The sequence below is a fragment of the Paenibacillus sp. 01L418 genome, assembly GCF_056400045.1.
Genome location: NZ_JBFTSN010000183.1, coordinates 1 through 11,821 on the forward strand (window position 1 = coordinate 1; position 11,821 = coordinate 11,821).

Genomic DNA, 11,821 nt, shown 5'->3' on the forward strand with positions numbered 1-11,821 from the left:
GTGTTGGAAGCCATTGCGTTTGTAGGAATAAGCGGGGTCAGAACTAAGGCCGCTGCAAGCGTCCATATGAATCTTTTTTTCAAATCATCCACATCCTTTTGTCTCTCATTTTGAACGATTACGAATTTTCCATGATTCAATTCTAGCCTGTACTGAGTCTCCTTTCTTACCGTCATTCTAGCATTCCAGTCTTACACGCTATTAAACTTAACCTTAATTCCATCTACGATATTTGGAAGACAGTTAAGTTTCTGTTAAGGCTCTCCATAATTGAGCTGTGTTCTGAAAATAAAAAAAACCGCGTTAATCGCGGTTTAGATAAAACTATGTTTTATATGTCATTTCTATTAGCAAAGCTTATTTGGATCCTTATATACTTCATCATCTGTATTTAGATTCAATCTTATTTTAAGATTTGTACATGAAAAAGAATAACTCAATTTTTCTCTCTGTTCATGTTTTGTTAATCTCTTAAATTTATTTCCACTAACCATCATATCAAAATAAATCGTATCGTCCTTCTTCACATACCAGGCCGTTGATTTTCTTTTATGATAGACAGTGAAAAAAAGTTCTATATCAAAGTTGGTCTGGCGCCTCTTATCTCTTAACTCTTATAAACCAAAAAATTCCTCAGACGTTTTTCTCGTAGCCTCAGCTACCTCTTCTACTGGTTTTCCTATACACCGTGATACAGTTTGCAAAATGTGTGGTAAGAAAGCCGGCTCATTCCGTCCATCCTGCGGCTTCCCTTTCAAATCCCGTGGCGTTAAAAATGGCCCATCCGTCTCGATCATGAGCCGGTCCAGCGGAATCATCCTTACAAGCTCTTTCAGGTGTTTGCCTCTTCGCTCATCACAAATCCAGCCTGTGATTCCAATATGGAATCCCATTTCGAGATAAGCCTTAAGTTCTGGCAAAGTCCCCGTAAAACAATGGACGACCGCTTTCCGAACCGATTGTTCCTTAAGAATGGCTATAAAATCCGAAAATGCTTCCCGCTCATGCAGAAACAGCGGCATATCCTGCTCAAGCGCTAAATCAATTTGCTTGGCAAACCATTTGCGTTGTACATCCCGTGGAGAGAAATCTCGGTTATAATCTAGTCCGCATTCTCCGATAGCAACCACCTGTGGCTGTGCCGCCAGTTGTTTGAGCTGCTTCATTGTCGCATCTGTACAGCTCTTCGCATCGTGTGGATGAACACCCGCAGTAGAGTACAGCTTTCCGGGTAAACGACCTGCATAGCGGGCAGCTTCCATGCTGTTCCTCAAGCTTGTTCCCGTAATAACAAGTGGAGAAACCCCATTTGCTTCCGCCCTTTCAACCACCTGTTCACGATCTTGATTATACGATCGATGCATCAAGTTGACGCCAATATCTATAATTTTATGCTCCATTTTTTATTTGCTCCGTTCGATTTCATTTCTTGTTGCTTCTAATGTACATACATACTCACCACATCCAAATTATTCTAATTATATTATAAGCATTTCAAATCAATGGAGGGTAGGGACTGTTTGATTAAAAGCATTTTTTACAATGAAATGATATTGCTTCAATGGTTACTTTCATTTTTCAACTTAGCTATATTCCTTTGCATCCAACACATGCATTTCACTTTGAAGCCACAGAAAAAAGCTAATATAGGCGTGGAATCATCTCCTACATGAACTGTTGCTCCACTACCCAATAATCACAATAAATTAAAATATTGACGCAAAAGATAATAGTGTATATATTATATATATACGGTAGATACTCTATCAACGAGAACGAGGTAATGAAACATGAAAATTATTATATCCAACGCATCAAGCGATCCGATTTACATCCAAATAATGAACCAGATTAGGCAGAGCATCTTGAGCAATGAAATACGTGCAGGTGAACTCCTTCCCTCCATTAGGCAGCTTGCCAAGGATTTGCAAGTTAGTGTAATTACAACTAAGCGTGTTTATGAAGAGTTAGAGAAAGAGAAGTTAATCGACTCAGTTGTAGGTAAGGGCTGTTTCGTATCAGGAGCAAATAAAGACTTTATTCGGGAGCAGCGTATGAAACTATTAGAAGAGAAAATGATAGAAATCATTCGAGAAAGCAAGGAACTAAACATGAGTCAACAAGATCTAATCAATCATTTCACTCTCTTTTTCGAGGAGGAACAGACCCCATGAATGCAATAGAATTACGTAATCTTACGAAAACGTACAATCAATTTACAGTCGATAATGTATCTTTAGATGTAAAAAAGGGCTACATAACCGGACTGATTGGTCCGAATGGTGTTGGTAAAAGCACTTTGATCAAAATGATGCTCGGCATGATCCGTCCAGACTCCGGTAGTGTAAAAATATTAGGCCGCGCTATGCCTGAACATGAAGTTGATATTAAGCAGCGCATCGGCATCGTGTCGGATGACTGCTTCTATTATGAACATCTTACGATTCGTGATATGAAGGAGATGATCGCACCTTTCTACAAAAAGTGGAGCAATACTAAGTTTAACGGCTTACTTGAACAATTCGAGTTGTCTCCTAAGAAGAAGATCGATGAGTTATCAAAGGGGATGAAAATCAAGTTTTCACTTGCAGTTGCCTTATCGCATGAGGCAGAGCTCTTAATTATGGATGAGCCAACCTCTGGACTTGATCCTGTGTTTAGAAGAGAATTGCTTGATCTACTTGGGGATATGATGCAGGACGAGAGAAATACCATTATATTTTCGACCCATATTACAACAGATTTAGATCGCATTGCTGACTACATTACTTTCATCAATCGTGGAAAGCTCGTATTTAATGAATCAAAAGATGAAGTATTCGAGAGGTATGCAATCGTCAAAGGTGACTTGCAACTGCTTGATTCGGATATACGAAGCAATTTTATCGGGATTCGTGAGACTGATGTTGGGTTTGAGGGCTTAGTAAACAATAGGCAAGATGCCTTACAGTTGTTTGGCAATTATGTTGTTTTCGATAAACCATCCTTAGAAGACATCATCTATTACACCGCTAAGGGAGGACGAATTCATGCTTAACTTGCTTCGTAAAGACTTCATCGCTTTAAAAAGCTCACTAGGGCTTATTATACTTTTTCTCGCTGTATACAGTATTGCATTTATACCAAAACATGAATCTTCTATTCACCTTGTGGCTATCTATACAGCTTGTGCATCACTTAGTCTAGGTATGATGATTGATATCAAAAAAAATCACCATAATTTTCTGGTCACGCTGCCGATTAGCCGTAAACATATTGTAAAAGCGAAATACATAACAGCCATCATTTACACACTTTTTGGAGTCCTTGCTTCTTATGGGATTCACTCTCTCGTTAAACTAGCATTCCCTCAGCTAAACAAGCCGGATTATTCGGTCATAGACATGCTAGTTCCATTAGGAATAGTGCTTATTCTAACTTCCATCTATATGCCACTCTTTTACACACTTAGTAAAAAAGGAACCGGTATTATAAATTTCGTATTTATGATTATCCTAATTGCTCTGGCGCAGCCTACAGCTATGTTTATGAATATGATAAACAACCAAGGCTTTAGCAATAACCAAACGCTATTTCTTATCCCGATTGCTGTCTTACTGTTATTCATTGCTTCCTATTACTTAACTGTACATCTGTTTACTAGAAAGGACTTATAGGAGGCCGCACAAGTATATAACAAGTGATGAAATAATAAGGAGAACTGGTCAAATGAAAGTTACACCAAACAAAGGTCGATCTAATCTAAAAAGAAGTTGGATGTTTCCGATTGGACTATTTCTTGTTTTACAATTATTCTTTATTATCTGTGATCGTTTTTCATGGGCGCCAAACTTGCAAGATGGGGCATTATTTAACCGGATCTATAACTCCATATCTCATTCGAAGCTGTTTACGGAATGGTTCGTCCCTTATAAAACCACACAATTCAACATATTCACAGCCATCTTTTCTATTACATTACTTCCCTTTGCATTAATAAGTGCAGTAAAAAGCAACGATTCCAGAAAATGAATGGTTTAGTACTTATATTGTCTGCCGTTCCTCTAAACACAAAACCAGCTCATGCAAATTTCGCATGAGCTAGTTCAATGTCTATATTTTCGTATATATGGATCAGACTTTTCCGATCAATTGTTTATACGATTTAGTAAAACTACCGACTCCACATGAACCGTCCAAGGAAACATATCCACCGGCACAACCTCAGTCGTCCTATACCCGCCGTCCTCCAGCACGCGCAAATCCCTTGCCAGTGTAGACGGATTGCAGCTCACATACACCACTCGCTCCGGCTTCATCGCCAGAATCGTCTCAAGCAATGCAGGATCGCAGCCTTTGCGCGGCGGATCAACGACAATAACATCGGCCGTTATGCCTTCCTTGCGCCAGCGAGGAATAACAACCTCCGCAGGGCCCGCCTCGAACGAGGCGTTCGTAATGCCGTTGAGCGCCGCATTCCGCGCCGCATCCTCGATTGCCTCGGGTACGATTTCAACGCCATAAACGCGTCCAGCCTGCCTTGCAAGGAACAACGATATCGTACCGATGCCGCAATAAGCATCAATAACGGTTTCCGAGCCTGTTAAGCCTGCATACTCGACCGCTTTACGATATAACTCCACCGTTTGCATCGGATTGACTTGATAGAACGATCTCGCCGATATTGCGAAGCGAATGCCGTCGAGTTCATCATAGATAACCTCGCTTCCCCAGAGGACACGAGTCTCATCACCGAATATAACGTTCGTATTCCGCTCGTTCACATTTTGAACGATGCTCTTCACGCCCGGGAGCTCCTCGCGGATGCGCCTAACCCATTCATCCGACGAAGGCAGCTTCCTGCTGTTCGTGACCAACACGACCATGATCTCGCCGGTGACAACGCCTGTCCGTGCCATCACATGGCGCAGTACGCCGCGGCCAGTTTCCTCATCATAAGGTGTGGCGCCAAGCTCACGTCCGATTCGCTTCACGACACGAATAACCTCATCATTATGCTCATGCTCAATCAGACAATCGTCCATATCGATAATTCGATGACTGCCTCGGGCGTAGAAGCCAGCAATTAATTGACCATCTTTAGAACTGGTGCCGATTGGTACCGATGCTTTATTGCGATAACGCCATGGCTCGTCCATACCAACAGTAGGGTGAACAACAAKCCCAGTAGACGCATTCTCTCCATCTGACAGATTGCCTTCACCATCCACATTCAGTTTGCCGATTCGCATCAAGTTATCCACAACATGCTGGCGTTTCCACTCCAGCTGCGCCGGATAATCGAAATGCTGCAGCTGGCAGCCGCCGCATTCCTTATAAATATCACAAGGCGGTTCTATACGCGATGGGCTCTTAAGCATCAGCTCTTCAAGCTTCGCATAACCATACTGCTTCTTTACCTTCATCACCTTCGCGCGCACACGCTCACCAGGAAGTGCTCCCTGTATAAAAAGGGTAAAGCCGTCAGCGCGGCCTACCCCTTCTCCATCATGTGTCAGGCCGATAATATCGACGGTGACTTCTTCATTTTTCTGAAAAGGTGCATCTGCTGAAAACGCCGCTGCACGAGTACCCGTACCCGCAGCACTGCGCGATCTGCCTTTGCCGCCTCTGCTTCTACCTTTGTTCATAAACTCTCTCCGCTCTATCTTCAATGCTGTTGCATGCTAGTTCCTATTTATCATTCCCAGATTTCCGAATACATAAGGGCTTAACGGTAAGTCGATTCCCCAGTCTCATCAGCAAAAATACGCAAATGCGACGGCAGCACCGAAAAAGTACACGGCAGCACGCCGCCATATTCGCCATCGAGGTTAATTTGCACATAATCCGGTGTAGTCACCTTTAGTTCATCCGTCCGAAAATGAATCACATGTGGATCGTTCAAATGCTCACCGCGCAGCGCAAGCGTCACAAGCTTTATAAATTCCGGCAAATTGCATTTGCGGATAAGCAGGACGTCCAGAAGCCCATCATCAAGCTTGGAGTCCGGCGCCAATCGCTCGAAACCGCCAACCGAATTGCTGTTGCATATGAGGAACATCATGAACTCGTCATGGAATTCCCCTACACCAGCTGCATGAAAAGTCAGCTCAGTTGGCCGAAGTCGGGTCATTTTCTCCATGCCCTTCATATAATATGCCAGCTGCCCAATCATCGTCTTAAGCTTGCTCGGCACATCATAGGTCAGTTCCGTTAAGGAGCCGCCCCCAGCAATATTGATAAAATAGCGATCATTTGCCTTACCGACATCAATCGGCCGGCTATATTGCTGAATAATAAGGTCGACTGCGTACTCCCAATGCTTCGGAATACCCATCGCCCGTGCGAAATCATTGGTTGTGCCTACTGGCAATATGCCAAGCGGAGGTCGATTCGCCTTGTTCGTCAAGCCGTTGATAACCTCATAAAGCGTACCGTCACCGCCTGCAGCAATGATCATATCATAACCGCGGTCCGCGGCTTCAGCCGCTGCAAGCGTAGCATCACCCTCGCCTATCGTGGCGTGGCAGCTCGTCTCAATACCGCCCTGTTCAAGACGCTGAAGAATATCTGGCAATCTTTTTTTCATTTCTTCTCTTCCCGATGTCGGGTTATATATAAGTCTTGCTCGTTTGATTGCCATCTCGGTTCACCCCTAACAATCATTCAACCTAACATTTATTCTGTAAACGTGACATGCTTCTCTTCGCGCAACCGTTGTAAACCGTCGATCATCTGATGCTCCAGCCACTGCTCAATCGCTGCATTAGGAAGCATCGCCTTGCCGTTATAGCGATATACAAAACCATTAAGCCGATTTGGAATGACATGATTAGTAAAATAGCCTTGGCTCAGAAATAGCGGCACAACAATGACCGCTTCCTGTGGATTCGCTGCCTGCATCACTGCCAGCTTTCCTGCCGCTTGATCTGGCAATAGCATGGCATACTCTGCGCGCTTAAATCCACCGAGCCCTCTAACCCGCTCGCCAAGCTTCTTCAGCCCTTCCTGCCAGCGCTCATGAAATACCTTTTCTTTGCTTCCGTGGCCAATAAGCAGTAACGATTCTGACTCTGGTCTTGTGGATAAGGGTGCAATGTTTGAAGCCAGCAGCTCTGCAATTTGGGGATCATCGTCAATTGGGAGACCATAATGAATTGTAGCTTTGACTCGAAATGTACCTAAGTCACCCTCCAGATCGGAAACCCATGGAAAACCAAATGCTTGCCCAATTTCATCCACATGTGTACTACCCGAAGAAACGAACAGCGGCACTACGAACATATCCGTAACACCTTGCCGCTCTAATTCATCAATGCCATCCTGAATAAGCCGTCCCTCCACGATCTCGAGAAAGGACGACATAATTGGAACACCTGATAAACTGGGCGAAGCTGCTGCTGCTGCAATCGCCTCATCGACTAACTGTACCCATGCAGCTTCTCTGGAGCCGTGGCTAATGATTAGAATGCCTGGCTTCATCGAATGATTCCTACCTTCCAAGCCGTTCTAAAGCCATTTTATAACCGTCATTGCCATAGTTCAAGCAACGCTTCACTCTCGATATTGTTGCTGTACTCGCGCCTGTCTCGGCTTCAATCGCATTATAAGTGCTGCCTTTTCCGAGCATCCGTGCTACTTCAAGTCTTTGCGATAACGATTGGATCTCATTCACCGTACACAGATCATCGAAGAAAACATAACATTCCTCAACTGACTTCAATGTAAGCACCGCTTCGAATAATTGATCTATTGCTTTATCGTTCAGCTTTTTAAGCTGCATGCGAATTCACTCCTATTAAAACTAATGCTACTATTGTAACTTTTTTACCCGTTTTTTTCAAACATTACCGAATTAACGCAAGGAAATGCTCCACTTATTTGACGCGAACTCACATACAAGCAGCAGGCATTTATCTAGAAAAAAATCTGCACCCCGAGACATTCGTCCAATCCTTATGTTCGCCTACTCCATAAACTGTTATAAAAGAAGGGTTGTGATCCGTGTGAACTATCGCAATAACCCCGGTACCGGCAACCAGCAAAACGATTGGCACGGCGGCCAGCGTCTGGCACAAGAGCCGTTCAGCAAATCGTCTGGCGCAAAGTCGAGCGGTTTCAGCTTTGGCGGAAACCTGCCAACAATGCCGCCGGCTTCGCAGCAGGCGCAGGATATCCTGCCCGTCGTTGTACCGGATACAGCTGCTGAGCTTATAGAATCGACCAGCACCAAAGCAAGCGGCTTCTCACTTGCCAATCTAGGCGAAATTAAAGGTTATATCGATCGTTTGGGCGGCATCGACGGTATCTTAACGACCGTGACAAAGGTCCAGAAGGTCATGTCGAGCGTTTCTCAGATGGCTCCGCTAGTCAAAGTGCTTATGGGCTCCTTCGGCAAAAAAGACAAATCTGATGACGATGATTCTGACGAATGGAAACCAAAGCGCCGCAAACGCCGCAAGCCAAGAGCTGGTTCCGGCTCAGGCAAAAAAACAGTTCGTCGTCGCCGTACTACGCCTAAGAAACGTTAAACACGGATTCGAAGGTTTATTCTAAACATATTTAACCTACATCTATTAAAGTGAAGCACCCTGATTGCCGCGAATAGCGCAGCGATCGGGGTGTATTTTATTTCATCCATTTATGCACATGATCACACTGAAAATAAAATAGTTATCCAGCTGTGRATAACCCATTTCCCTTGTCTGTCCACATAAAAACCGTTCGAATTCGTACATCATTGTTGTGAACTGTGTACAAGTACAACCTTCGACAGTTTTCGTCAGCTTCTATCTTGCAATCCATACACAGCTGTTCGTACAATGTGCATATGTTTTCTGCTTATGCTGAAAATATATAAATATTTAAAAGATAAACGAATCAATTCTGCCGCATATTATGGTAGCAACGAAGCTGCATCGGCTGTACAATCATCAAATGTGGAACTCATACACAGCTGTTATTAATTATGTGCATAGATGCAATTTTCGCGTTTTTTCGATAAACGTTGTCCACAGTGGGTAAACGTTAGAAGAGAACACAAAAAATAGTGAGGAACATCTCATTCCCCATGAGCCTAGGCTCATGGCGAGTGAGGTTTTCCTCACTATCTCATTTAAAGAGTCAGATCACTATATTACCGAAGAGTAATCGTTTTTTCAAGCTTTTCTTATAGGAAGAAGAAATGAATGATCCAGTAGAAAAACATCGCCATGATGATTGTAATGGGAATTGTAATAACCCACGCAACGATGATACGACCTGCAACTCCCCATTTAACAGCGGAGAAACGTTTCGCGCTGCCGACACCAAGGATTGAAGACGTAATAACATGTGTTGTACTTACTGGAAGATGAAGCATCGTAGCCGTCAAAATAACAGCTGCTGAACCAATGTCAGCTGCAAAGCCGTTGATTGGCTCGATTTTGAAAATTTTTGTCCCCATCGTTTTGATGATTTTCCAGCCGCCGACTGAGGTACCGAGCGCCATTGCTGTCGCCGCGGAAATTTTAACCCATAGTGGAACGTCCATCGTGGTTTGAATACCGGAAGCAACTAGAGCAAATACGATAATACCCATTGCTTTTTGAGCGTCATTCGTACCATGAGAGAACGATTGGAAAGCAGCTGTCAGAATTTGACCGAAGCGAAATCCTTTATTCACCTGATGCGGGCTTGATTTGGCAAAGATTTTCTTGAGAATCCACATAATGATAAAACCTGCGGAGAAAGCAATGAGCGGTGAAAAAATCAACGCTTGTACAATCTTGATCAATCCGCCGCTGTTAATTGCACTCATGCCTGCTCCGCCGATTACTGCGCCTGCGAGGGAGCCAATCAAAGCATGTGAGGATGAGGAAGGAATACCGAACCACCAAGTAATCAGGTTCCATGCGATTGCTGACAATAGAGCCGCAATAACTATGGGAACGCCGTGCTCCAGCTCTGCTGGATTGGCTACACCTTTACCAATTGTGGCCGCAACGCCTGTAAACGTAATTGCACCGACAAAGTTCATTACGGCGGCCATTACGATTGCAACTCTAGGTTTTAACGCCCGAGTCGACACGGCAGTTGCAATCGCATTTGCCGTATCATGAAATCCATTTATAAAATCAAACGAAAGCGCTAGAAATACGACAATCCATAGAACCATTAAATCCATTGTAAAAGACTCCCACTCTCTAGATTAGCTATTACGCATAATGATCGATTCCAGCGTATTGGCAACGTCCTCGCAGTAGTCGGTCGTTTGCTCTAGCATCTCATAAATCTCTTTGCGCTTCATCAGCTCAATTGGATCTGTAACATTTGCGAACAAGCTCTTGATGCAAACCCGAAGCAGGTCATCAGCTTGGTTCTCCAGCTCGTTAAGTGCAATATTTGGCTCGCGTATAGCAAGCAGCTTCCGTTCTGTAAGCAAATAAATTGCTTTCTTAATTTGATGCGACGAACGAACGAGAATATCGCCAAACAACGTTATGTACTCGTCCTTCTCAAGAATGTTGTACATTTCAAAACGAGATGCGCAAGCTTCGATGCCATCAAGCACATCATCAAGCGAAGTCGTCAGGGCCATAATATCTTCACGTTCAATCGGAGTAATGAACGTTTTGTTCAGCTCCTTCAAAATCGTGTGTACATGCTTGTCGCATCTACTTTCGTATTCCTTCATGGTCTTGGCGAAAGCTGATACATCCGATAGGTCTGACAATCCTTTGGCAAAGTACTCCACAGCCTCGACAATTGCGTCAGCCATTTCTTCGAACGTCTTAAAGAAAATATCCTTTTTCTTGAACATCGTAATCCCCTTTACACGACTTGATGTTTAGGCGCACTGCTATGAGCCCACAATATCTTAACATAGTTTACATGTGAATTGTTAAGAGAATGTAAAGGTTTTATGAAAAATTTTAGATTTTCATAAAAAATATAAAAAAGACGCAATCCTGTAACAAGATTGCGTCCTTTTGATCCTTGGAAGCTCATCCGTCAACGTCTGTTAACAGTGTCTCCAACTTGCTACGTTTGTACCCATGTTACATGCCCTTCGAATGTCGGTTTGTTTGGCACGATATGAAAGAAAGTTTTTCCAGGGACAAACGGCAGCTCTGCTCCATTCTTTACAATTCGAATCATTCCATCTGGAGCTCTTACCCATTCTGCTTCGATCGCTTTGCCTTTCTGGAACAGAATCGCCGAGCCCCCTTTTGTCAGATCGACGGCCAATCGTCCCTCTTTATCAAGCGTCTTGTGATCCGCTCCAAGAACAACCAAATTTGTACCGGAAAGCTGTTCATTATTGTTCATATCAATATGCGGTTTGTCGCCTATCGACCGTTTGTATAAGCCTGATACTGAATCGTACTTGTATCCGACGTTATAATTTTTGAGCATAAAATTTATTGTAATGTCGGCTGCCGGGACACCAACCTCTGTGGAACCCGCTTCCGCGAACGTGTAAGGCGGAACCTGCTTGTCCATGCTGTATTTCTTCTTCTCTGCGCCCGTACGAAGCTTCTCTAGATTTGAATACAAATTATGGGGAGCTTTGCGTTCCTTGCTTCTCCAGAAGTAGCTGCCTGCATTCGAGATTTCATCCAAATAAGGTTTGCCCTGCCTTTGCAGCACTGCATAACCATCATTGCTCGCTCCTGCATGGGCAAGCACCGCGCCATAACTGTCTCCAATATCAATAAGATAAGGTCTGATGCTGCGTATAGGTCCAATCGTATCGGTTATTGCGCTCGTACTCTGAAATACGGCAATTAAACGAGTAATGCCGCCTTCCGCAAGCACTTCCCAGATGACATCAGCATTCGTTAAACCAGACTGTGGA

The 11,821-nt window shown here is 43.8% G+C and carries 13 protein-coding genes; 5 read left to right on the plus strand and 8 right to left on the minus strand.

Annotation, left to right across the window (positions count from 1 at the left end; translation table 11 throughout):
- Nucleotides 1–614: 614 nt before the first annotated feature.
- The gene (locus AC1DSE_RS20105) at nucleotides 615–1,400 is read right to left on the minus strand and encodes a TatD family hydrolase (protein ID WP_477510471.1); all 786 of its coding nucleotides are present in this window, start codon (nucleotides 1,398–1,400) and stop codon (nucleotides 615–617) included.
- 390 nt (nucleotides 1,401–1,790) lie between these two features.
- Here AC1DSE_RS20105 and AC1DSE_RS20110 point away from each other — a divergent pair, with 390 nt between their 5' ends.
- Genes AC1DSE_RS20110 through AC1DSE_RS20125 form a run of 4 tightly spaced genes read left to right on the plus strand, consistent with a single transcriptional unit; the run spans nucleotide 1,791 to nucleotide 4,011 of the window.
- The gene (locus AC1DSE_RS20110) at nucleotides 1,791–2,174 is read left to right on the plus strand and encodes a GntR family transcriptional regulator (RefSeq protein ID WP_441884111.1); all 384 of its coding nucleotides are present in this window, start codon (nucleotides 1,791–1,793) and stop codon (nucleotides 2,172–2,174) included.
- Entirely contained in the window at nucleotides 2,171–3,037 is an 867-nt protein-coding gene (locus AC1DSE_RS20115; RefSeq protein WP_441884108.1) for an ABC transporter ATP-binding protein, read from the plus strand. Before AC1DSE_RS20110 ends, AC1DSE_RS20115 begins: the two co-directional genes overlap by 4 nt.
- On the plus strand, nucleotides 3,030–3,656 hold the full coding sequence (locus tag AC1DSE_RS20120) for an ABC-2 transporter permease (protein ID WP_477510470.1): 627 nt from the start codon (nucleotides 3,030–3,032) through the stop codon (nucleotides 3,654–3,656). The genes AC1DSE_RS20115 and AC1DSE_RS20120 overlap by 8 nt, the downstream gene beginning before the upstream one ends.
- A gap of 52 nt (nucleotides 3,657–3,708) precedes the next feature.
- On the plus strand, nucleotides 3,709–4,011 hold the full coding sequence (locus tag AC1DSE_RS20125) for a YfzA family protein (protein WP_477510469.1): 303 nt from the start codon (nucleotides 3,709–3,711) through the stop codon (nucleotides 4,009–4,011).
- Between the two features lie 116 nt (nucleotides 4,012–4,127).
- On the opposite strand, the gene rlmD is transcribed toward AC1DSE_RS20125, so the two are convergent.
- From rlmD to AC1DSE_RS20145, 4 genes are all read right to left on the minus strand, one after another.
- Nucleotides 4,128–5,630, minus strand: a complete 1,503-nt coding sequence (gene rlmD, locus AC1DSE_RS20130; protein WP_477528087.1) for a 23S rRNA (uracil(1939)-C(5))-methyltransferase RlmD — start codon at nucleotides 5,628–5,630, stop codon at nucleotides 4,128–4,130.
- An 80-nt stretch (nucleotides 5,631–5,710) separates the two neighbouring features.
- Nucleotides 5,711–6,619, minus strand: coding sequence for a diacylglycerol kinase (locus AC1DSE_RS20135; RefSeq protein ID WP_179089927.1), 909 nt, complete (start codon nucleotides 6,617–6,619; stop codon nucleotides 5,711–5,713).
- Between the two features lie 41 nt (nucleotides 6,620–6,660).
- On the minus strand, nucleotides 6,661–7,464 hold the full coding sequence (locus tag AC1DSE_RS20140; protein WP_477510467.1) for a sirohydrochlorin chelatase: 804 nt from the start codon (nucleotides 7,462–7,464) through the stop codon (nucleotides 6,661–6,663).
- 10 nt (nucleotides 7,465–7,474) lie between these two features.
- Complete coding sequence (locus AC1DSE_RS20145) at nucleotides 7,475–7,765, minus strand: YerC/YecD family TrpR-related protein (protein ID WP_054026535.1); 291 nt, start codon at nucleotides 7,763–7,765, stop codon at nucleotides 7,475–7,477.
- Between the two features lie 223 nt (nucleotides 7,766–7,988).
- Here AC1DSE_RS20145 and AC1DSE_RS20150 point away from each other — a divergent pair, with 223 nt between their 5' ends.
- The gene (locus tag AC1DSE_RS20150; protein ID WP_477510466.1) at nucleotides 7,989–8,513 is read left to right on the plus strand and encodes a tyrosine protein kinase; all 525 of its coding nucleotides are present in this window, start codon (nucleotides 7,989–7,991) and stop codon (nucleotides 8,511–8,513) included.
- A gap of 638 nt (nucleotides 8,514–9,151) precedes the next feature.
- Here AC1DSE_RS20150 and AC1DSE_RS20155 read toward each other — a convergent pair.
- From AC1DSE_RS20155 to AC1DSE_RS20165, 3 genes are all read right to left on the minus strand, one after another.
- A complete protein-coding gene (locus AC1DSE_RS20155) occupies nucleotides 9,152–10,147 on the minus strand; it encodes an inorganic phosphate transporter (protein ID WP_076271085.1) in 996 nt (331 codons plus the stop codon).
- Between the two features lie 24 nt (nucleotides 10,148–10,171).
- A complete protein-coding gene (locus AC1DSE_RS20160; protein ID WP_076271086.1) occupies nucleotides 10,172–10,783 on the minus strand; it encodes a DUF47 domain-containing protein in 612 nt (203 codons plus the stop codon).
- Between the two features lie 221 nt (nucleotides 10,784–11,004).
- A partial coding sequence (locus AC1DSE_RS20165; protein ID WP_477528088.1) for a DUF3048 domain-containing protein occupies nucleotides 11,005–11,821 on the minus strand: 817 nt, incomplete at its 5' end.

What these genes read in the sequence shown, in the direction of transcription:
- AC1DSE_RS20105 (WP_477510471.1), bottom strand. Translation starts at nt 1,400, where the DNA reads ATGGAGCATAAAATTATAGATATTGGCGTCAACTTGATGCATCGATCG.
- AC1DSE_RS20140 (WP_477510467.1), bottom strand. Translation starts at nt 7,464, where the DNA reads ATGAAGCCAGGCATTCTAATCATTAGCCACGGCTCCAGAGAAGCTGCA.
- AC1DSE_RS20155 (WP_076271085.1), bottom strand. Translation starts at nt 10,147, where the DNA reads ATGGATTTAATGGTTCTATGGATTGTCGTATTTCTAGCGCTTTCGTTT.
- AC1DSE_RS20120 (WP_477510470.1), top strand. Translation starts at nt 3,030, where the DNA reads ATGCTTAACTTGCTTCGTAAAGACTTCATCGCTTTAAAAAGCTCACTA.
- AC1DSE_RS20115 (WP_441884108.1), top strand. Translation starts at nt 2,171, where the DNA reads ATGAATGCAATAGAATTACGTAATCTTACGAAAACGTACAATCAATTT.
- AC1DSE_RS20160 (WP_076271086.1), bottom strand. Translation starts at nt 10,783, where the DNA reads ATGTTCAAGAAAAAGGATATTTTCTTTAAGACGTTCGAAGAAATGGCT.
- AC1DSE_RS20110 (WP_441884111.1), top strand. Translation starts at nt 1,791, where the DNA reads ATGAAAATTATTATATCCAACGCATCAAGCGATCCGATTTACATCCAA.
- AC1DSE_RS20145 (WP_054026535.1), bottom strand. Translation starts at nt 7,765, where the DNA reads ATGCAGCTTAAAAAGCTGAACGATAAAGCAATAGATCAATTATTCGAA.
- AC1DSE_RS20125 (WP_477510469.1), top strand. Translation starts at nt 3,709, where the DNA reads ATGAAAGTTACACCAAACAAAGGTCGATCTAATCTAAAAAGAAGTTGG.